Here is a 19,905-nt window from a genome sequence, read left to right as displayed (position 1 = left end):
ATGATTCGGGTTTTTATTAGATTACTTCCGGTGCCAAGGAAACGATCTTCATGTAGTCCTTGTCGCGAAGTTCGCGAGCAACTGGTCCGAAGATACGTGTTCCGCGCGGGCTTCTGTCGTCTTTAACAACAACAGCTGCATTTTCGTCGAATGCGATGTAAGATCCATCTTTACGGCGTACAGAACGTTTCGTACGAACAACTACCGCTCTAACAACATCACCTTTTTTGACAACGCCGCCTGGTGTTGCTTGTTTAACGGAACAAACGATCAAATCGCCGATTGCTGCTGTACGGCGTCCAGTACCACCCAGTACGCGGATACACATCAGTTCCTTCGCACCAGAGTTGTCAGCCACATGCAAACGTGTAAATGGTTGAATCATTATTAATTTCCTCCTTCCGGAAAGGGATCAGCTCTTATCTTAGATGATTACCGCTTTTTCTACCACTTCAACCAGTCTCCACCGTTTGTCCTTCGACAATGGACGAGTTTCCATGACTTTCACGACATCACCAATCTTAGCTACATTCTCTTCATCATGTGCCTTGAATTTCTTCGTGGACTTGATGCGTTTGTGATACAGACTGTGCTTTTTATAGGTTTCAACAGCAATTACGATGGTTTTATCCATTTTGTCGCTGACTACTTTACCGATCAACACTTTACGTGCATTACGCTCTTCGCTCATAATTAGCCTCCTTCCTGATTACGGATTAAGCATCCGTCGTCACTTAACTAATCCCAAGTACTCTTTGATGGATAACGGTTTTAGCACGAGCTATTTCCTTACGCACATCACGAATCCGAGTAGGGTTATCCAGTTGGCCTGTTGCCAATTGAAAACGGAGATTGAAAAGTTCTTCCTTGAATCCGGCGATCTTCTGTTCAATCTCAGCAGTGGTTAAGTTGCGAAGTTCATTAGCTTTCATTTGCTTCACCACCCAATTCTTCACGTTTCACAAACTTAGTCTTTACAGGCAGCTTGTGAGCGGCAAGACGCATCGCTTCACGAGCGATTTCTTCCGACACGCCTCCGAGTTCGAACATAATCTTACCCGGTTTAACTACAGCTACCCATTTCTCAACGTTACCTTTACCACTACCCATACGAACCTCGAGAGGCTTCTGAGTAATTGGCTTATCCGGGAAAATCTTGATCCAAACCTGTCCGCCACGTTTGATGTAACGTGTCATTGCAATACGGGCAGCTTCGATCTGACGGTTAGTGATCCAAGATGGTTCCAGGGCCTGCAAACCATATTCGCCGAAGTTCAGTTCGGTTCCGCCTTTTGCCATACCCTTCATGTGACCGCGTTGTTGCTTGCGGTGTTTAACGCGCTTTGGTACCAACATGATTAGTTGCCTCCTTCCTGAGCAGCATGTTTCTTAGCTGGGGGAAGAACTTCTCCACGGTAGATCCATACTTTTACGCCGATCAGGCCGTAAGTTGTATGTGCTTCAGCTGTTCCGTAATCGATATCAGCACGAAGCGTATGAAGTGGAACTGTTCCTTCGCTATAACCTTCTGAACGGGCAATCTCAGCGCCGCCAAGACGTCCGCCAACCTGAGTTTTAATTCCCTTTGCGCCGGAACGCATAGTTCTTTGAATTGCTTGTTTCAGAGCACGACGGAACGATACGCGACGTTCCAGCTGTTGTGCAATGCTTTCAGCAACAAGAATAGCATCCAGTTCAGGGTGTTTAATTTCATTGATATTGATGTGTACTTTTTTGCCGCCGGCGATAGTTGTAACTGCGCTGCGAAGTACTTCTACTTCTGCTCCGCCTTTACCAATTACCATACCTGGCTTAGCAGTGTGAATTGTAACGTTCACTCGGCTTGCCGCTCTTTCGATCTCGATGCGGGAAACAGAGGAATCTTTCAACTTGCCTTTAAGGTATTCCCGGATTTTGACGTCTTCCATTAAAAGAGTACCGAAATCTTTGCCTGCATACCATTTTGATTCCCAATCGCGAATAATACCGACTCGGAGTCCGACTGGATTTACCTTTTGACCCACGTGTTATCCCTCCTTATTTCTCAGATACCACCAAAGTAATGTGGCTGGTACGTTTATTGATCCGGCTTGCACGGCCCATGGCGCGCGGACGGAAACGTTTCATTGTAGGACCCTGGTTAACGAAAACTTCGCTTACGAATAAGCTGTTCACGTCCAAAGAGTAGTTATGCTCAGCGTTCGCAATCGCCGAGTTCAGTAGCTTCTCAACAACCGGAGAAGCGGACTTCGGAGTGTGGCGAAGAATTGCAATTGCTTCCCCCACTTGCTTGCCGCGAATCAAGTCAACAACCAGTTTCGCTTTACGAGCGGAAATCCGCACCGATCTTGCATGTGCTTTTGCTTCCATTGTTTTCCCTCCTCTCAAACGAAGACGTTATTTATCTTCTGGTTTTCTTATCGTCACCCGCGTGGCCTTTGTAAGTACGTGTTGGCGCGAACTCGCCCAACTTGTGACCTACCATATCTTCTGTTACGTATACAGGCACGTGTTTGCGGCCGTCATATACACCAAACGTATGTCCGATAAACTGAGGGAAAATGGTTGAGCGACGGGACCAGGTTTTTACTACAACTTTCTTGTCTGTCTCGTTCAAGTCCTCAACTTTTTTCAGCAGGTAGCCATCAATGAACGGCCCCTTTTTTAAACTGCGACCCATGTGTGAATCCTCCCTTCATCCGGTTCTTCAAACCGCGAATCGACGCTTCGCGCTTAGCTAACTTGCCTGAAGCGTCTTATTTTGTGCGGCGACGAACGATGTATTTATCAGAAGCTTTGTTTTTCTTACGCGTTTTGTAGCCAAGGGTTGGTTTGCCCCAAGGTGACATTGGCGATTTCCGTCCGATTGGAGCGCGGCCTTCACCACCACCGTGTGGGTGATCGTTAGGGTTCATGACAACACCGCGTACTTCAGGACGACGTCCGAGCCAGCGGCTGCGTCCGGCTTTACCAATCTTGATCAATTCATGATCTCCGTTACCTACGGCACCGATAGTTGCACGGCATACGCTGAGGATTCTGCGAACTTCACCGGAGTTCAAACGAACGGATACATATTTATCTTCTTTACCAAGCAACTGAGCTTCTGTACCAGCAGCACGAACCAGTTGTCCGCCTTTGCCAGGTTTCAGCTCGATGTTGTGGATAACTGTACCTACCGGGATGTTGATCAGCGGAAGGCTGTTACCAATTTTGATGTCTGCAGCAGGGCCAGACTCAACTTTATCCCCAACTTTAAGGCCTTTAGGAGCGATGATATAACGTTTCTCTCCATCAGCATAGTGGATCAAAGCAATATTGGAAGTACGGTTCGGGTCATACTCGATTGTAGCAACGCTACCTGGTATGCCGTCTTTAGTCCGTTTGAAGTCGATAATGCGGTATTTACGTTTGTGTCCGCCGCCGTGGTGACGAACCGTAATTTTACCTTGGTTGTTACGTCCCGCATGTTTGAACAGCGGAGCGAGCAACGATTTCTCTGGCTGGTTTGTTGTAATTTCTTCAAACGTAGACACAGACATGTTGCGTCTTGCCGGAGAGGTCGGTTTGTACTTTTTGATTGGCACTATAGTTTCCTCCTTACTTTAAGAGTATTATTCTACCGCTTCAAAGAATTCAAGCGGCTTGCTGTCCGGGCTAAGCTTAACGATGGCTTTTTTCCACTCCGGAGTGTAACCGGAATATTTGCCGTAACGCTTCAGTTTACCAGGTACGCGCATTGTGTTCACACTAACAACTTTAACTTTAAAAATAGCCTCGACAGCTTTTTTGATTTCGGTCTTGTTAGCACGGATATCCACTTCAAAAGCGTACTTCAGTTCGCTCATGTATTCGGATGTGCGTTCCGTAATCACTGGACGCTTGATTATATCACGAGGATCTTTCATTACGCGAACACCTCCTCTACCTTCAGAACTGCTTCTTTAGTGATGATCAGTTTGTCGTACGTCAGTACGTCAAGAACATTGATGCCGTCAGCTGCTACGAATTTCACCCCAGGGATGTTACGAGCGGAAAGTGCTACGTTATCATCATAGCTAGGAGCTACGATCAGGGCTTTGCTGCCCACTTTAAGGTTGTTCAGAATAGCTGCGAATTCTTTCGTCTTCGGAGCATTCATAGTCAAGCTATCCAATACGATAATGTCATTCTCAAGTACTTTTGAGGACAACGCGGATTTGATGGCCAACCGGCGAACCTTCTTAGGCAATTTCCAGGAATAGCTGCGTGGAGTTGGTCCGAAGACTACGCCGCCGCCTTTCCATTGTGGAGAACGAATGGAGCCTTGACGAGCACGACCTGTACCTTTTTGTTTCCAAGGCTTACGTCCGCCGCCACGCACTTCAGAGCGCCCTTTTACTTTGTGTGTACCACGACGAAGGGAAGCTCTTTGCATAAGTGCAGCTTCATGCAGCACATGTACGTTCGGTTCAATACCGAAAACTGAATCACTCAGTTCAACTTCGCCAACTTCGTTACCACTAGTATTGAAAAGTGTTACTTTTGGCATTTCATGTTCCTCCTTTCTTCAGTAATTATTTCTTAACGGTTTGTTTAACTTTCACGAAGCTGTTCTTAGGACCTGGAATAGCGCCTTTAACCAGCAGTACATTACGTTCTACGTCAACTCGGATGATTTCAAGCTTTTGAACCGTTACGGTCGTGTGACCCATATGTCCTGGCAGGCGTTTGCCCTTAGGAACACGGTTAGCCTGGATGGAACCCATTGAGCCCGGTCTTCTGTGGTAACGCGATCCGTGTGCCATTGGTCCGCGGCTTTGTCCCCAGCGTTTGATGTTACCCTGGAAGCCTTTACCCTTCGAAGTACCTGTTACGTCAACAAATTCGCCTTCAGCGAAGATGTCAGCCTTAAGCTCTTGTCCAACCTCGAGTGACCCGAGGTCAACACCGCGAATTTCGCGAACGTAGCGCTTAGGTGTTGCATTTGCCTTTTTGGCGTGACCCTGTTCAGGCTTGTTGGAGCGACTTTCCTTTTTGTCGGAAAAGCCCAACTGCACTGCTTCATATCCGTCGATATTCAGGTCTTTCTTTTGCAGTACCACACAAGGTCCAGCTTCGATAACAGAAACTGCAATTACGTTACCTTCTGGAGTAAACACTTGAGTCATACCGAGTTTTTTTCCTAAGATACCTTTCAATGTTGACACCTCTTTTCTTTTCCTAGTTGCTTAATGATGAATTACAATTTGATTTCGATATCTACACCGGACGGTAGATCCAAGCGCATCAAGGCATCCACAGTTTGTGGTGTTGGGTTCACAATATCGATCAAACGTTTGTGAGTCCGTTGCTCAAACTGTTCACGGGAATCCTTGTACTTGTGTACCGCACGGAGAATGGTAATGATTTGCTTCTCAGTTGGCAGCGGGATCGGCCCGGATACACCAGCACCCGAACGTTTTGCTGTTTCAACGATCTTCTCTGCGGATTGATCAAGAATTCTGTGGTCGTATGCTTTCAAGCGAATACGAATTTTTTGCTTTGCCATTTTAGTCCCTCCTTCTATCGCCCAATTTATTATCGGACATACTCCGTGAAAATTTTCTGACGTCGACCTCATGGCAAAGGGGCCGGGTGTGTCAGTAACCTCTCACATCATCGCAACGTCTCAGAACAACATTTATTATTATATATAATAGGCGGCTATATTGCAAGAGCATTTGCGAAACAAATGAGATTTTTCCGAAATATAATTAAAAAAGCACCCTTTTCGTTGAAAAAGATGCTTTCAAGCGATATCAATTAATCTCTAATCTCTGCAATCTGAATCAGAGCTTCCATCTCCAGAATATTCACCGTTCTTTTATGCATCGCAATAATCTTCAGAGCTTCCAGCTTGTTCAGCTTGCGGCTGAGCGTTTCGGCGGTTGTACCGATCATCGCAGCCACTTCTTTTTGCGCAGACGGCAAATCTACGGATTGTCTCAAGGCCTGCACAGTAACAGCCGGGGTATTTAGATTCCGCGTATACAAGTAGACCAGAAGCCGGGCTAGCCGTTTCTCCACTTCAAACATATGCATAGCCCCTGCAGACTCCTCTGCCAGATGAAGCTGCTCACTTACAGACATCAGGAAGCTGAACGCAAGACCCGCATTTTGCTCCAGCAGAGGAATGAAGTCTTTACGGTGCATCCGGCACACCACTCCGCTCTCAATAATCTCCGCCGTTACGTCATTATTTTTATTGTGAAGCAAGGCAAACTGACCGAAATAATCCCCCGGGAAAAGAAAACGGACAATATGCTGCTTCCCTTCTTTACTGTTCTTCGTTAATTTGATGAGTCCGCTCTTCACCACAAACAAGGCTTCAGACGGCTCCCCTTCTCTGCATACCTGGCTGCCTTTTTTATAATCATGAGATTCTGTAATAGATTCTATTATAACTAATTCTTCGTCAGACAAGCTCCGGAATACCGGAACCTGACGTACACAGGCATGAGAGCTGCATGTATTACAATTCATCATCCTTCATCCCTTCCTACTCCTCCTTCCAACATATCAAGGTTCTGAAGTCCACCGGGTGACTGTGCGCACAATCCTATTAAAAACTTGATCTGTATCAAGGATTAACCTGCTCATGTTCTATACAATAGATTTACAGAGAGAAAAGGAGTTGACGCACTTGCTGCAATACACTTTCGAGGATATGCGCCAGATGGATAGAACTACTCTGGGGAACATGGTCCCCCTTGAGCTTTTTCGGACCATACGTTTGATTGGTATGAATCAGGGATTGCCGTTAGGCGGAAAGGGAACTACTGTCACCATTGGCAGGAAGATCGGCGAGAGCTTGCCTGTCCAGTCTATTGAAGAGCTGCTGCATATTTTTGAGGAGCTCAAAATAGGGATTCCCCGGATTGTCCATTCTGATGAACGCAGGATTAATATTGCCGTTGATGACTGCTTCTGCAAAGGATTACCCTCTCTTGAGGATGAGAAGATGGTATGTGATCTAGAGGGAGCTATTATTGAGGGCGCGCTGTGCAAAATTCTTGGCCGCAGGGTATCCGTGAAAGAGATCAAATGTAATGTTACAGGTCATGAGCATTGTGAGTACGAAGTGAAGCTTTAAACAAAACTAATTTATAGAAAGCAGGGAATGGATAATGGAAAAGAAAAACATAGCTGAGGTAATACAATATCAAGAGGAGCGCTTTACGAAAAAAATCATTTTCCAAAAAGGTGAAAGTGTTGTATTCGTGCTTAATTTCATGCCGGGGCAGAAGCTGCCTGTTCACAAGCATCCGGGCGCCGATGTATATATCCTGGCCCTCCATGGAGACGGAGTCATTCACGTTAATGAAGAAGAATTCTCTTTGGTCCAAGGGGAAACCATTTATATCACCGGTGATGAGTCCTTTGCCTATACGAACAATAGCTCATCCCCATCCAGTCTGCATGTGGTATTATCCAAGTTGCCTAGTGCGGATTATGCGAAGGAAATCTAAATCATTTAATTTAAAAATACAAAAGACCGTTACTCTTCTGGAGCAGCGGTCTTTGTGGCCTGTGCCAACATAAAACAAGGCCCCTTCAAAGAAGAGGCCTTGAATGTATTCCAGTCTATCCTAACGGATAGAATCCGAATTACTTCTGGATGGAAGCTACGGAACCGGCACCAACTGTACGGCCGCCTTCGCGAATGGAGAATTTAGTACCTTCTTCAATAGCGATTGGGGAGATCAGTTGAACGGTTACAGTGATGTTGTCACCAGGCATAACCATTTCAGTACCTTCTGGCAGGTTGATGATGCCAGTTACGTCAGTTGTACGGAAGTAGAACTGTGGACGGTAACCAGTGAAGAATGGTTTGTGACGTCCGCCTTCTTCTTTAGTCAGAACGTAGATCTGAGCAGTGAACTCAGTGTGTGGCTTAACGGAGTTCGGCTTAGCCAATACTTGGCCACGCTCGATCATGTTACGGTCAACACCACGAAGCAGTGCGCCGATGTTGTCGCCAGCTTGAGCGGAGTCAAGCAATTTACGGAACATTTCCACGCCAGTAACTACGGACTTCTTAGTTTCTTCGTGAATACCAACGATTTCGATTTCTTCTCCGACTTTAACTGTTCCGCGTTCTACGCGACCAGTTGCCACAGTACCGCGGCCAGTGATGGAGAATACATCTTCGACAGGCATCAAGAAAGGCTTGTCAGTCTGACGTTCTGGAAGAGGGATGTATGTGTCGATCGTTTCGAACATTTCAACGATCTTCTGTGCATACTCGCCATCAGGGTTCTGCAGAGCTTCACGAGCAGATCCACGAACGATTGGAGTATCATCGCCTGGGAAGTCGTATTCGCTCAGCAAGTCGCGAACTTCCATTTCAACCAGTTCAAGCAACTCTTCGTCTTCAACCATGTCGCATTTGTTCAGGAATACGACGATGTAAGGAACACCTACTTGACGGGACAGCAGGATGTGCTCGCGAGTCTGTGGCATAGGGCCGTCAGCTGCGGATACAACCAGGATAGCTCCGTCCATTTGCGCTGCGCCAGTGATCATGTTTTTAACATAGTCGGCGTGTCCAGGGCAGTCTACGTGAGCGTAGTGACGGTTAGGAGTTTCATATTCAACGTGAGCAGTGGAGATAGTGATACCACGTTCGCGTTCTTCAGGAGCCTTATCAATTTGGTCGAATGCTACAGCAGCGCCACCGTATTTTTTGGACAATACAGTAGTGATTGCAGCAGTCAGAGTTGTTTTACCATGGTCGACGTGACCAATAGTACCGATGTTAACGTGCGGTTTGTTACGTTCAAACTTTGCCTTTGCCATTTGAACAGTTCCTCCTTATTGTGGGGTTCCTTATATTTGAGCCGCCCGCCTACATGTAATTCTTAGGTGACTGATGTGATATACCCGGACGGCAAGTTAAAAACTTTAAATTATTCTCCGCCTTTGTTCTTGGCTGCGATTTCTTCTGCAATACTTCTTGGAACTTCTTCATAGTGAGAAAGCTCCATTGAGAATACGCCGCGCCCTTGAGTACCGGAACGAAGTGTTGTAGAGTAACCGAACATTTCGGAGAGAGGCACCTTAGACCGAATAATCTGAGCTCCACCACGGGAGTCCATACCTTCAATCTTACCGCGACGGGAACTAAGCATTCCCATAACATCGCCCATGTACTCCTCAGGAACAGTTACTTCCACTTTCATGATTGGCTCAAGCAGGACAGGTTTACACTTGTCTTTTGCAGCCTTAAGCGCCAATGATCCGGCAACTTTAAACGCCATTTCATTGGAGTCAACATCATGATAAGAACCATCTACGATAGTGGCTTTAACATCAACAAGCGGGAAGCCTGCGATGACACCATTTTTCATAGCTTCTTCAATACCCGCAAGTGCAGGAGCGACATATTCTCTAGGTACAGAACCGCCGACTACCTTACTTTCGAATTGGTTGCCAGTACCAGCCTCGAGAGGTTCGAATTCAACCCATACGTGACCGTATTGACCGCGTCCGCCGGATTGACGAACGAATTTACCTTCGACGCGAGCAGGCGCATTGAATGTTTCACGATATGCTACCTGCGGTTTACCAACGTTAGTCTCAACGTGGAATTCACGGCGCATACGATCAATAATAATATCCAAGTGAAGCTCGCCCATACCTGCCAAGATCGTTTGGCCTGTTTCTTCATCAGTATGAGCACGAAGAGTTGGATCTTCTTCGGTCAACTTTCCGAGAGCAACGCCGAGCTTATCTTGGTCAGCTTTGGTTTTTGGTTCTACTGCAATTTCGATAACCGGATCAGGGAAGTTCATGGATTCCAAAATAATTGGATTCTTCTCATCACACAGAGTATCGCCCGTGCTTGTATCTTTCAATCCTACAGCTGCAGCGATATCACCAGAGTACACAATGGAAATCTCTTGGCGGCTGTTCGCGTGCATTTGTAGAATACGACCGATACGCTCACGTTTGTTCTTAGTAGCATTCACTACGTACGATCCGGACTCCAGAACACCAGAGTAAACACGGAAGAACGTAAGCTTACCTACATAAGGGTCTGTCATGATTTTAAATGCCAAAGCTGAGAACGGCTCTTCATCCGAAGAATGGCGAACCCCTTCAGTTCCATCATCATGATGACCCACAATAGCTGGAACATCAAGAGGTGAAGGCAAGTAATCAACAACAGCGTCCAACATAAGTTGAACCCCTTTGTTGCGGTAGGAGGATCCAACAATTACAGGGAAAATCTTAACTTCACATACGCCTTTGCGCAATGCAGCTTTGATTTCCGGAATTGTAATTTCTTCACCTTCAAGATACTTCATAGTAAGCTCTTCATCAAGTTCGGCAACCTTCTCGATCAACTCGAGACGAAGTCCTTCAACTTGCTCAAGATACTCAGCAGGAATATCTGTTACTTCAATGTTTTGACCCAAATCGTCTTTAAACATATGAGCTTTTTGCTCAATCAGGTCAATAATACCAATGAAGTCATTTTCTGCGCCGATCGGCAATTGAATAGCAACTGCATTCGCCATCAAACGCTCACGCATAGACTGAATTACATTAAGAAAATCAGCGCCGATGATATCCATTTTGTTGACATAAGCGATCCGCGGTACACTATAACGGTCAGCTTGTCTCCAAACAGTCTCGGACTGAGGTTCAACGCCTTCTTTGGCGCTGAATACGCCTACTGCCCCATCCAATACACGCAAGGAACGTTCAACTTCAACGGTGAAGTCAACGTGTCCTGGGGTATCAATGATATTAACGCGGTTACCCTTCCAGGCAGCGGTGGTAGCAGCGGAAGTAATCGTAATTCCGCGCTCCTGCTCTTGCTCCATCCAGTCCATTGTAGCAGCACCCTCGTGAACTTCACCGATTTTGTGCGTACGGCCTGAATAGAAAAGAATCCGCTCAGTGGTAGTAGTCTTACCAGCATCAATATGTGCCATGATCCCGATATTACGTGTATTTTTTAAGGAGAACTCTCTTGCCATGAAATGGATCTCCTTTCAAAATAGAAGTTATTTGAACGACTGTAATCCTACCAGCGGTAGTGAGCAAACGCTTTGTTCGCTTCAGCCATTTTGTGTGTATCTTCACGTTTCTTAACGGAAGCGCCTGTGTTGTTGGAAGCATCGATAATCTCAGCCGCCAAACGCTCTTCCATAGTCTTCTCACCGCGGTTGCGTGAGTAGTTTACAAGCCAACGTAATCCCAAAGCTGTACGTCTTTCAGGTTTAACCTCGATAGGTACCTGGTAGTTAGCACCGCCGACACGACGAGCTTTAACTTCCAATACAGGCATGATATTCTTGATAGCAGCTTCAAAAACTTCCATCGGCTCTTTACCTGTACGTTCCTGAATCAACTTGAATGAATTGTACAAAATGCTTTGAGCGACACCTCTTTTACCACCCAGCATAATACGGTTGATCAAACGAGTAACCAACTTGCTATTATACAATGGATCTGGCAATACATCTCTCTTAGTAACTGGACCTTTGCGTGGCATGGATATCCCCCTTTCTTAAATGGTTATTATTCAAATAGGCTTATCTTATTTCTTGGCTTTAGGACGTTTCGCACCATACTTGGAGCGAGCCTGCATCCGGTTAGCAACACCTGCAGTATCCAGTGCACCACGAACGATGTGATAACGAACTCCTGCAAGGTCCTTAACTTTACCTCCGCGCAGCAATACTACACTGTGCTCTTGAAGGTTGTGTCCGATACCCGGAATGTAAGCAGTCACCTCAAGACGGTTCGTCAGACGAACACGGGCATACTTACGAAGTGCTGAGTTTGGTTTACGTGGAGTCATTGTGCCTACACGAGTGCACACACCGCGTTTCTGCGGAGCGCTCAAATTTGTAGCCTCACGCTTGAGGGCGTTGAACCCTTTTTGAAGAGCGGGAGATTTAGATTTTTCGATTTTGGCTTGACGGCCTTTACGAACCAGTTGATTAATAGTTGGCATGTTGTGCCACCCCCTTCCTGAAATGATAGTCAATTCATGACCGCTAAGTCCACAGACCCAGGTGGTTCATAAAAAGACAAATGAAAAGTCCTTGCTGCCGAAGTGTACCCCGGTACAAAAACGTTCTCTTGTTGCTATTGTTTTAAGACGGCTGCCATCGCAGCACCAACTTCTATACCGCAGGCCTTGCCCAAATTCAGCATCGTGTCCACATAAGTGACCTTCACGCCTTGTTTGTTGCAAAGCATTACAATTCTGGAAGTAAGCCGTTGATCTCCGTCCTCTGCCACATAGACTTCTGCGGCTTGGCCCAACTCCACCGCCTTGACGGTTTGCTTGGAACCGATCTTGACCTGAGCATCCTGTAACCCTCTATCATCAGTCATGAAAACCATTACCTCCACTGAATAAGAATGACAAGACTACTCACGCACCTTAGACATATTAGCATCCACAGCACATGATGTCAAGAAAAACGACAATAAATTTATTAATATTCATAGCAGACAGCTGCGTCACGCAAGATGATTACGTGACGCGAGCAATGCCATGCCATGATTATTCAATTATTCAGCTGGAACCGTTTCTAAAGCGGCTTGCTTGCTTTCTTCATTCGGATCGCTCAGCTTCACATTACGATAACGATTCATGCCTGTACCTGCAGGAATCAGCTTACCGATAATAACATTTTCTTTCAGACCCAAGAGCTTATCCACTTTACCCTTAATCGCTGCATCCGTCAAGACGCGGGTAGTTTCCTGGAAAGAAGCCGCAGACAAGAAGGAGTCTGTCTCCAGGGAAGCCTTCGTGATACCAAGCAGAACCGGTTTGGCGACTGCAGGTTCTTTACCAGCAAGAATAGCTTCCTTGTTAGCTGCCTCATATTCATGAATATCCGCAAAAGCACCAGGCAGGAGACTGGTATCTCCAGCATCGATAATCCGGATTTTGCGCAGCATCTGCTTAATCATAACTTCAATGTGCTTATCATTGATTTCAACGCCCTGGTTACGGTATACACGCTGTACTTCTTGCAGAATGTAGTTCTGTACCCCACGGATCCCTTTGATACGCAGCATTTCTTTAGGGTCAATAGAACCGTCTGTCAGCTCATCGCCAGCTTCAATCTCCTGCCCTTCGCTGACACGCAGACGGGAGCCGTAAGTGATGGAATACGTCTTGGACTCTGCTTCACCCTGGACTTCGATTTCACGACGGTCCTTGGTTTCACGGATTTCCTTGACTACCCCGTCAATCTCACTGATTGTCGCCTGGCCTTTAGGGTTACGGGCTTCAAACAGCTCCTGGATACGCGGCAAACCTTGCGTGATATCGTCTCCGGCTACACCACCGGTATGGAACGTACGCATGGTAAGCTGTGTTCCCGGTTCACCGATTGATTGTGCGGCAATAATACCGACAGCTTCACCGATTTCCACGAATTTGCCTGTTGCCAGGTTACGTCCGTAGCACTTCTTGCAGACACCGTGACGGGCACGGCAGCTCAGTACAGAGCGGATCTGCAGCTTGGTAACACCAGCGTTGACAATCTCTTCAGCCTTATCCGAGTCAATCAGATCGTTACGGTGAACAAGGATTTCCTTGGTCTCCGGATGACGGACAGTCTCGAAGGAATAACGGCCTTCAATACGGTCATAGAGATCCTCAATAACTTCCTTGCCATCCTGAATCCGGCTGACAGTGAAGCCTTTATCGGTACCGCAATCTTCTTCGCGGACAATGACATCCTGCGCCACATCGACCAGACGGCGTGTCAAGTACCCGGAATCCGCTGTACGCAGCGCTGTATCGGCCAGACCTTTACGCGCTCCGTGAGTGGAGATAAAGTACTCGAGGACGGTCAGACCTTCACGGAAGTTTGCTTTGATTGGCAATTCAAAGATTCGGCCTGAAGGTGTAGCCATCAGTCCACGCATACCACCGAGCTGGGTGATCTGCGATTTGTTACCACGCGCTTTGGAGTCAACCATGAGCATGATGGAATTGAAGCGGTCCATCGACTTAAGCAGCACATTGGTAAGATCATCCTTAGTCTTTGACCAAATTTCGATAACACGGTCATACCGCTCATCATTGGTGATCAGACCGCGGCGGTATTGGTTCGCCACAACATCAACCTTAGCTTCGGATTCCTTAAGAATTGTAGCTTTCTCCTCAGGCACGATAACATCCGATACGGCAACTGTAACACCGGAACGTGTGGAGTACGTAAAGCCGAGCTGCTTAATTTTGTCCAGAATCACCGAAGTCTTCGTAGTGTGGTAGGTTTCGAAACAGCGGGCGATAATGAGACCCAGATATTCCTTACCTACGGCACTGGCTTCAGGAGCAGCCATGATCAGTTCACGGATATCCGCGCCCTTTTCATAGATGAAATACTTCTCAGGTGTACCCTGCAGCAGGTTGGTTTTGGTAGCTTCATTGATATACGGGAAGCTGCTTGGATAGATTTCGTTGAAGATAATCTTACCCACAGTAGTGATCAGCATTGCACCTTGCTGTGCTTCTGTAAAGCAGGTTTTGCCCAGAGCCTTAACAGGAATAGCTACACGTGCATGCAGACCGGCCGTTCCACGCTGATAGGCGGAGACTGCCTCGTTCACGGTACGCAGGATCATCCCAGTACCCTTTTCTTCCTTGTTGTCCATGGTCAAGTAGAACGTACCAAGGACCATATCCTGGGAAGGAGTAACTACCGGCTTGCCATCTTTAGGGTTCAGGATGTTACCGGATGCCAGCATGAGAATACGGGCTTCTGCTTGAGCTTCTGCGGATAGTGGAACGTGCACCGCCATCTGGTCACCGTCAAAGTCGGCATTGTAAGCCGTACATACGAGCGGGTGAAGACGGATCGCGTGACCTTCTACCAGAATCGGTTCAAACGCCTGGATACCCAGTCTGTGCAGCGTAGGGGCACGGTTCAGCAGAACCGGATGCTCTCTGATTACTTCTTCAAGCACATCCCATACTTCTGGACTTACGCGCTCTACCTTACGCTTCGCGCTCTTTATGTTGTGGGCTAGCCCTTTATTCACCAATTCTTTCATTACAAACGGTTTGAACAGTTCCAGTGCCATCTTCTTCGGAAGACCGCATTGGTACATCTTCAGGTAAGGTCCTACGACGATAACAGAACGTCCTGAATAGTCAACACGCTTACCGAGCAAGTTCTGGCGGAAACGTCCCTGTTTACCTTTCAGCATGTGGCTGAGGGATTTGAGCGGACGGTTACCAGGTCCTGTTACAGGACGGCCGCGGCGGCCGTTATCAATCAGTGCATCCACAGCCTCCTGAAGCATCCGTTTCTCATTCTGAACGATAATGTCAGGAGCGCCGAGGTCCAGCAGTCTTTTCAGACGGTTGTTCCGGTTAATTACACGGCGGTACAGGTCATTAAGGTCAGACGTAGCAAAACGGCCGCCATCGAGCTGAACCATTGGACGAAGCTCCGGAGGTATAACCGGGAGTACATCCATGATCATCCAGTCAGGCTTGTTGCCGGAGTTGCGGAAGGCTTCAATAACTTCCAGGCGTTTGATCGCCCGGTTGCGGCGCTGGCCTTGAGCCGTACGCAGCTCTTCTTTGAGGAATTCCAGCTCTTTATCAATGTCGATATCCTGCAGCAGCTTTTTAACAGCTTCCGCACCCATACCGGCCTGGAATCCGTAGCCGTACTTCTCACGGTAGCTGCGGTATTCTTTCTCGGACAGCAGTTGTTTCTTCTCCAGCGGAGTTTCCCCCGGATCGGTTACAACATAAGATGCAAAGTAGATAATCTCTTCGAGCGATCTAGGAGACATATCCAGTGCCAGACCCATGCGGCTAGGAATACCTTTGAAATACCAGATATGAGATACCGGAGCTGCCAATTCGATGTGGCCCATACGTTCGCGGCGGACTTTAGCGCGGGTAACTTCTACGCCGCAGCGGTCGCACACAACGCCTTTATAACGGACGCGTTTGTATTTACCACAATGACATTCCCAGTCCTTCTGCGGTCCGAAAATACGTTCGCAAAAAAGACCCTCTTTTTCCGGTTTCAAAGTACGATAGTTAATGGTCTCCGGTTTTTTTACTTCTCCGCGGGACCAAGAACGAATTTTTTCCGGGGAAGCGAGCCCGATTTTCATAAATTCAAAATTGTTAACGTCCAACAAGGAGCAACCCTCCTTAACCTATATCCTGATTTAGTACCACAGCCCTCTCTTGACGCTTACGTCAACAGAGGGCGGGTCCTTTGTGTAATGAAATTAGTGGCTTGCTGGTGTACTACTCTATGCCGACTTCAGTGCCTTCCAAATTGAGGCTCAGCTTGTCGCTTGACGTCTCGTCCTCATCGTCCAGTTCCTTCATCTCGATCTCCTGCTCGTCACCGCTAAGGATTTTGACATCCATACCAAGTGACTGCAGTTCCTTGATCAATACCTTGAACGATTCCGGAACACCCGGTTCTGGAACGTTTTCGCCTTTGACAATGGATTCGTACGTTTTGACACGGCCGACCACATCATCGGATTTCACAGTCAGAATCTCCTGCAGTGTATAAGCCGCACCGTAAGCTTCAAGCGCCCACACTTCCATCTCCCCGAAACGCTGTCCGCCGAACTGAGCTTTACCGCCCAGTGGCTGTTGTGTAACGAGAGAGTAAGGACCTGTAGAACGGGCATGAATCTTATCGTCAACCATGTGCGCCAGCTTGATCATGTGCATGACACCAACTGTAACTTCACGTTCGAAGCGTTCGCCTGTACGTCCGTCATACAGCACAGTCTTACCATTACGCTGCATACCGGCTTCTTCCATCGTATCGAATACGTCATACTCACGGGCTCCGTCGAATACCGGAGTAGCCACGTGGATACCCAGACGCAGTGCAGCCATACCGATATGGACTTCCAGCACCTGTCCGATGTTCATACGGGAAGGAACGCCCAGCGGGTTCAGGACAACCTGTACCGGCGTGCCATCCGGAAGGAACGGCATGTCTTCTTCAGGCAGGATACGGGCAACGACACCCTTGTTACCGTGACGTCCGGCCATCTTGTCACCTTCAGAAATCTTACGCTTCTGGGCAATGTAGACACGAACCAGTTGATTCACGCCAGGAGGCAGCTCATCGCCGTTCTCGCGGGTGAACACTTTAACATCAACGATAATACCATCACTACCATGCGGAACGCGCAGGGAGGTATCACGAACTTCGCGGGCCTTCTCACCAAAGATCGCATGCAGCAGGCGCTCTTCAGCAGTCAGCTCAGTTACACCCTTCGGAGTAACCTTACCTACCAGTATGTCACCGGCATTGATTTCCGCACCGATCCGGATGATTCCGCGCTCATCCAGATTACGGAGCGCCTCTTCACCGACGTTAGGAATATCACGTGTGATCTCTTCAGGTCCGAGCTTCGTATCACGGGCTTCAGATTCGTATTCTTCGATGTGAATCGAAGTGTATACATCTTCCTTCACCAGCTTCTCACTCAGCAGGATCGCATCCTCGTAGTTGTAGCCTTCCCAAGTCATGAATGCAACGACTACGTTGCGGCCAAGCGCAAGTTCGCCCATTTCTGTGGAAGGTCCGTCTGCCAGGATATCACCTTTTTTGACGATGTCACCGCGCTTGGCCAGTGGACGCTGATTAATACAGGTACCCTGGTTAGAACGCATGAATTTGTGTAATTTATATTTAACGATATCGCCTTTGACTTCTTTGCCTTCAACTGCCTCAACACGGCGCAGCCAGATTTCATTGGCAGAGGAGCGTTCGATAATACCGTCATATTTGGAGACAATACATACACCGGAGTCTTTCGCAGACTTGTGTTCCATCCCCGTTCCTACGAGCGGAGCCTTCGGAATGAGAAGCGGAACGGCCTGACGCTGCATGTTCGATCCCATCAGTGCGCGGTTGGAGTCATCGTTCTCAAGGAACGGAATGAGCGCCGTAGCGACAGATACAACCTGTTTTGGAGAAACGTCCATGTAGTCTACACGGTTACTTGGCATCGTAGTGATGTTGTCTGAATCCTTGTTATAACGGACGATAACCTGATCTTCCTTAAAGGAGCCATGCTCATCAATCAATACGTTCGCCTGTGCTACTACATAGTTATCTTCTTCATCAGCAGTCAGATAATCGATTTGTTCCGTAACCTTGCCGGTCTTCGGATCCACCCAACGATACGGAGCTTCGATAAAGCCGTATTCATTGATGCGGGCAAAGGTGGACAAGGAGTTGATCAAACCGATATTCGGGCCTTCTGGAGTCTCGATAGGACACATACGGCCGTAGTGGCTATGATGGACGTCGCGGACTTCGAAGCCCGCGCGTTCACGCGTCAGACCGCCGGGTCCGAGTGCAGACAGACGGCGTTTGTGTGTCAGCTCAGCAAGCGGGTTCGTCTGATCCATGAACTGGGACAGCTGCGAACTGCCGAAGAACTCTTTGATGGACGCGATAACCGGACGGATGTTGATCAGCGCCTGCGGTGTAATCGCGTTGGCATCCTGGATCGACATTCTCTCACGGACAACGCGCTCCATACGCGACAAACCGATACGGAACTGGTTCTGCAGCAGTTCGCCAACAGAACGCAGACGGCGGTTACCCAAGTGGTCAATATCGTCCGTGTTGCCGATACCGTGCAGCAGATTAATAAAGTAGCTGATTGAGGATATAATATCAGCCTGAGTAATATGCTTAACCGATTTGTCAATGTTACCATTGGCAATCAGCTTGATGATCCGGCCTTCTTCGATTGGCGAGAATACGTCAATGGTCTGAAGCGGAATATCTTCACTGTCCATCACCCCGCCGGTTACACGGTAGTTTTTGGCAGCCACATTTTTCTCAAAGTAAGGAATCAGCTCATCAAGCAGGCGGCGGTCTACCATTTGACCGGATTCTGCCAGGATTTCTCCTGTAGACTCATCAACCAAAGGCTGTGCCAGACGCTGATTGAACAGACGATTCTTGATATGCAGCTTTTTGTTAATTTTGTAACGGCCTACATTGGCCAGATCATAACGCTTCGGATCGAAGAAACGCGCGACCAGAAGGCTCTTGGCATTGTCAAGTGTAGGGGGTTCGCCCGGACGCAGACGCTCGTAGATTTCGATAAGCGCCTTCTCCGTGGAATCCGTGTTGTCTTTATCCAGCGTATTGCGAATATATTCATCATTGCCAAGCAGTTCCAGAATTTCAGCATCACTGCCGAAGCCCAGAGCACGCAAGAGCACCGTAACTGGGATCTTACGAGTCCGGTCGATACGGACATACATGATGTCCTTAGCGTCGGTCTCCAGCTCCAGCCAGGCTCCGCGATTCGGAATTACTGTGGCGGTGTAAGTTTTTTTGCCGTTCTTATCCACTTTTGTGCTGAAATAGACGCTTGGAGAGCGAACCAACTGGCTGACAATAACCCGTTCTGCACCATTGATAATAAAGGTGCCGGTTTCCGTCATCAGAGGGAAATCTCCCATGAACACTTCCTGCTCTTTAACCTCACCGGTCTCCTTATTGATGAGACGCACCTTCACACGCAGAGGAGCAGCATATGTTACGTCCCGCTCTTTAGCGTCGTCAACCGTGTATTTCGGTTCACCCAGGCTGTAATCAATGAACTCTAGCACCAAATTCCCTGTGAAATCCTGGATCGGCGAGATGTCCTGGAACATTTCCCGCAATCCTTCCTCCAAAAACCAATCATAAGATTTTTGTTGGATCTCGATCAGGTTCGGGACCTCGAGTACCTCGTTAATTCTCGCATAGCTCCGCCGAGTGCGTCGACCATACTGAACAAGATGTCCTGCCAACTTTACTCACCCCTCATGTCTACTCACTTAAAAATTGATTGCGAACCCTTGTTTGGACCCGTATAATGGAACCATAC

General features: G+C 47.7%; 22 protein-coding genes. 2 read left to right on the top strand and 20 right to left on the bottom strand.

Going from position 1 to position 19,905, the window contains the following annotated elements:
• Window positions 1-16: 16 nt before the first annotated feature.
• The 13 genes from rplN to HQN87_RS29270 all read right to left on the bottom strand — a co-directional run bounded on the left by rplN (window position 17) and on the right by HQN87_RS29270 (window position 6,504).
• Window positions 17-385 carry a 50S ribosomal protein L14 gene (rplN, locus tag HQN87_RS29330; RefSeq protein ID WP_036680556.1) on the bottom strand — a complete coding sequence of 123 codons (369 nt, stop codon included), beginning with the start codon at window positions 383-385 and terminating at the stop codon, window positions 17-19.
• A gap of 39 nt (window positions 386-424) precedes the next feature.
• Window positions 425-691 carry a 30S ribosomal protein S17 gene (gene rpsQ / locus HQN87_RS29325; RefSeq protein ID WP_173140476.1) on the bottom strand — a complete coding sequence of 89 codons (267 nt, stop codon included), beginning with the start codon at window positions 689-691 and terminating at the stop codon, window positions 425-427.
• Window positions 692-734: 43 nt separating this feature from the next.
• A complete protein-coding gene (gene rpmC, locus HQN87_RS29320) occupies window positions 735-932 on the bottom strand; it encodes a 50S ribosomal protein L29 (protein ID WP_019908232.1) in 198 nt (65 codons plus the stop codon).
• The gene (gene rplP / locus HQN87_RS29315) at window positions 922-1,356 is read right to left on the bottom strand and encodes a 50S ribosomal protein L16 (protein ID WP_039298647.1); all 435 of its coding nucleotides are present in this window, start codon (window positions 1,354-1,356) and stop codon (window positions 922-924) included. The genes rpmC and rplP overlap by 11 nt, the downstream gene beginning before the upstream one ends.
• Before the next feature lie 2 nt (window positions 1,357-1,358).
• On the bottom strand, window positions 1,359-2,024 hold the full coding sequence (gene rpsC / locus HQN87_RS29310) for a 30S ribosomal protein S3 (RefSeq protein WP_173140474.1): 666 nt from the start codon (window positions 2,022-2,024) through the stop codon (window positions 1,359-1,361).
• 13 nt (window positions 2,025-2,037) lie between these two features.
• Window positions 2,038-2,370, bottom strand: a complete 333-nt coding sequence (gene rplV, locus HQN87_RS29305; protein WP_036680546.1) for a 50S ribosomal protein L22 — start codon at window positions 2,368-2,370, stop codon at window positions 2,038-2,040.
• A gap of 31 nt (window positions 2,371-2,401) precedes the next feature.
• Entirely contained in the window at window positions 2,402-2,680 is a 279-nt protein-coding gene (gene rpsS, locus HQN87_RS29300; protein WP_036692395.1) for a 30S ribosomal protein S19, read from the bottom strand.
• A gap of 76 nt (window positions 2,681-2,756) precedes the next feature.
• Window positions 2,757-3,587, bottom strand: a complete 831-nt coding sequence (gene rplB, locus HQN87_RS29295) for a 50S ribosomal protein L2 (protein ID WP_173140472.1) — start codon at window positions 3,585-3,587, stop codon at window positions 2,757-2,759.
• A 27-nt stretch (window positions 3,588-3,614) separates the two neighbouring features.
• A complete protein-coding gene (gene rplW, locus HQN87_RS29290) occupies window positions 3,615-3,908 on the bottom strand; it encodes a 50S ribosomal protein L23 (RefSeq protein WP_019908225.1) in 294 nt (97 codons plus the stop codon).
• Window positions 3,908-4,531 (bottom strand): 50S ribosomal protein L4, encoded by a 624-nt coding sequence (gene rplD / locus HQN87_RS29285; RefSeq protein ID WP_173140470.1) that lies wholly within the window; start codon window positions 4,529-4,531, stop codon window positions 3,908-3,910. The genes rplW and rplD overlap by 1 nt, the downstream gene beginning before the upstream one ends.
• Window positions 4,532-4,556: 25 nt before the next feature.
• The gene (rplC, locus tag HQN87_RS29280) at window positions 4,557-5,180 is read right to left on the bottom strand and encodes a 50S ribosomal protein L3 (RefSeq protein WP_036721840.1); all 624 of its coding nucleotides are present in this window, start codon (window positions 5,178-5,180) and stop codon (window positions 4,557-4,559) included.
• A gap of 41 nt (window positions 5,181-5,221) precedes the next feature.
• Window positions 5,222-5,530, bottom strand: coding sequence for a 30S ribosomal protein S10 (gene rpsJ, locus HQN87_RS29275; RefSeq protein WP_017692074.1), 309 nt, complete (start codon window positions 5,528-5,530; stop codon window positions 5,222-5,224).
• A 254-nt stretch (window positions 5,531-5,784) separates the two neighbouring features.
• The gene (locus HQN87_RS29270) at window positions 5,785-6,504 is read right to left on the bottom strand and encodes a Crp/Fnr family transcriptional regulator (RefSeq protein ID WP_173140468.1); all 720 of its coding nucleotides are present in this window, start codon (window positions 6,502-6,504) and stop codon (window positions 5,785-5,787) included.
• A gap of 259 nt (window positions 6,505-6,763) precedes the next feature.
• Between HQN87_RS29270 and HQN87_RS29265 the strand changes: the two genes are divergently transcribed.
• A complete protein-coding gene (locus HQN87_RS29265) occupies window positions 6,764-7,114 on the top strand; it encodes a V4R domain-containing protein (RefSeq protein WP_246553800.1) in 351 nt (116 codons plus the stop codon).
• A gap of 34 nt (window positions 7,115-7,148) precedes the next feature.
• Window positions 7,149-7,490: a cupin domain-containing protein gene (locus HQN87_RS29260; protein WP_173140464.1), complete on the top strand. Its 342-nt coding sequence runs from the start codon at window positions 7,149-7,151 to the stop codon at window positions 7,488-7,490.
• 139 nt (window positions 7,491-7,629) lie between these two features.
• On the opposite strand, the gene tuf is transcribed toward HQN87_RS29260, so the two are convergent.
• The 7 genes from tuf to rpoB all read right to left on the bottom strand — a co-directional run bounded on the left by tuf (window position 7,630) and on the right by rpoB (window position 19,828).
• Window positions 7,630-8,820, bottom strand: a complete 1,191-nt coding sequence (gene tuf / locus HQN87_RS29255) for an elongation factor Tu (RefSeq protein ID WP_173140462.1) — start codon at window positions 8,818-8,820, stop codon at window positions 7,630-7,632.
• A gap of 110 nt (window positions 8,821-8,930) precedes the next feature.
• Window positions 8,931-11,009: an elongation factor G gene (gene fusA, locus HQN87_RS29250; RefSeq protein WP_173140460.1), complete on the bottom strand. Its 2,079-nt coding sequence runs from the start codon at window positions 11,007-11,009 to the stop codon at window positions 8,931-8,933.
• A gap of 47 nt (window positions 11,010-11,056) precedes the next feature.
• On the bottom strand, window positions 11,057-11,527 hold the full coding sequence (gene rpsG / locus HQN87_RS29245; protein WP_020427074.1) for a 30S ribosomal protein S7: 471 nt from the start codon (window positions 11,525-11,527) through the stop codon (window positions 11,057-11,059).
• Between the two features lie 45 nt (window positions 11,528-11,572).
• A complete protein-coding gene (rpsL, locus tag HQN87_RS29240; RefSeq protein ID WP_020427075.1) occupies window positions 11,573-11,992 on the bottom strand; it encodes a 30S ribosomal protein S12 in 420 nt (139 codons plus the stop codon).
• A gap of 134 nt (window positions 11,993-12,126) precedes the next feature.
• A complete protein-coding gene (locus HQN87_RS29235; RefSeq protein WP_036692367.1) occupies window positions 12,127-12,378 on the bottom strand; it encodes a ribosomal L7Ae/L30e/S12e/Gadd45 family protein in 252 nt (83 codons plus the stop codon).
• A 180-nt stretch (window positions 12,379-12,558) separates the two neighbouring features.
• Window positions 12,559-16,170 (bottom strand): DNA-directed RNA polymerase subunit beta', encoded by a 3,612-nt coding sequence (rpoC, locus tag HQN87_RS29230; protein ID WP_173140458.1) that lies wholly within the window; start codon window positions 16,168-16,170, stop codon window positions 12,559-12,561.
• Between the two features lie 112 nt (window positions 16,171-16,282).
• Complete coding sequence (rpoB, locus tag HQN87_RS29225) at window positions 16,283-19,828, bottom strand: DNA-directed RNA polymerase subunit beta (protein ID WP_173140456.1); 3,546 nt, start codon at window positions 19,826-19,828, stop codon at window positions 16,283-16,285.
• Window positions 19,829-19,905: the final 77 nt, after the last annotated feature.

Source organism: Paenibacillus tritici, assembly GCF_013204885.1.
GTDB lineage: Bacteria > Bacillota > Bacilli > Paenibacillales > Paenibacillaceae > Paenibacillus_AQ > Paenibacillus_AQ tritici.
This window is presented reverse-complemented; position numbering and strand designations above follow the sequence as displayed.

Excerpts from the sequence above, each read along its gene's own strand:
- rplW (WP_019908225.1), bottom strand. The coding sequence starts at position 3,908 with ATGAAAGATCCTCGTGATATAATCAAGCGTCCAGTGATTACGGAACGC.
- HQN87_RS29235 (WP_036692367.1), bottom strand. The coding sequence starts at position 12,378 with ATGACTGATGATAGAGGGTTACAGGATGCTCAGGTCAAGATCGGTTCC.
- tuf (WP_173140462.1), bottom strand. The coding sequence starts at position 8,820 with ATGGCAAAGGCAAAGTTTGAACGTAACAAACCGCACGTTAACATCGGT.
- rplP (WP_039298647.1), bottom strand. The coding sequence starts at position 1,356 with ATGTTGGTACCAAAGCGCGTTAAACACCGCAAGCAACAACGCGGTCAC.
- HQN87_RS29260 (WP_173140464.1), top strand. The coding sequence starts at position 7,149 with ATGGAAAAGAAAAACATAGCTGAGGTAATACAATATCAAGAGGAGCGC.
- HQN87_RS29265 (WP_246553800.1), top strand. The coding sequence starts at position 6,764 with ATGAATCAGGGATTGCCGTTAGGCGGAAAGGGAACTACTGTCACCATT.
- fusA (WP_173140460.1), bottom strand. The coding sequence starts at position 11,009 with ATGGCAAGAGAGTTCTCCTTAAAAAATACACGTAATATCGGGATCATG.
- rpsQ (WP_173140476.1), bottom strand. The coding sequence starts at position 691 with ATGAGCGAAGAGCGTAATGCACGTAAAGTGTTGATCGGTAAAGTAGTC.
- rplV (WP_036680546.1), bottom strand. The coding sequence starts at position 2,370 with ATGGAAGCAAAAGCACATGCAAGATCGGTGCGGATTTCCGCTCGTAAA.
- rplD (WP_173140470.1), bottom strand. The coding sequence starts at position 4,531 with ATGCCAAAAGTAACACTTTTCAATACTAGTGGTAACGAAGTTGGCGAA.
- rpmC (WP_019908232.1), bottom strand. The coding sequence starts at position 932 with ATGAAAGCTAATGAACTTCGCAACTTAACCACTGCTGAGATTGAACAG.
- rpsJ (WP_017692074.1), bottom strand. The coding sequence starts at position 5,530 with ATGGCAAAGCAAAAAATTCGTATTCGCTTGAAAGCATACGACCACAGA.
- rpsL (WP_020427075.1), bottom strand. The coding sequence starts at position 11,992 with ATGCCAACTATTAATCAACTGGTTCGTAAAGGCCGTCAAGCCAAAATC.
- rplN (WP_036680556.1), bottom strand. The coding sequence starts at position 385 with ATGATTCAACCATTTACACGTTTGCATGTGGCTGACAACTCTGGTGCG.
- rpsG (WP_020427074.1), bottom strand. The coding sequence starts at position 11,527 with ATGCCACGCAAAGGTCCAGTTACTAAGAGAGATGTATTGCCAGATCCA.
- HQN87_RS29270 (WP_173140468.1), bottom strand. The coding sequence starts at position 6,504 with ATGAATTGTAATACATGCAGCTCTCATGCCTGTGTACGTCAGGTTCCG.
- rpsS (WP_036692395.1), bottom strand. The coding sequence starts at position 2,680 with ATGGGTCGCAGTTTAAAAAAGGGGCCGTTCATTGATGGCTACCTGCTG.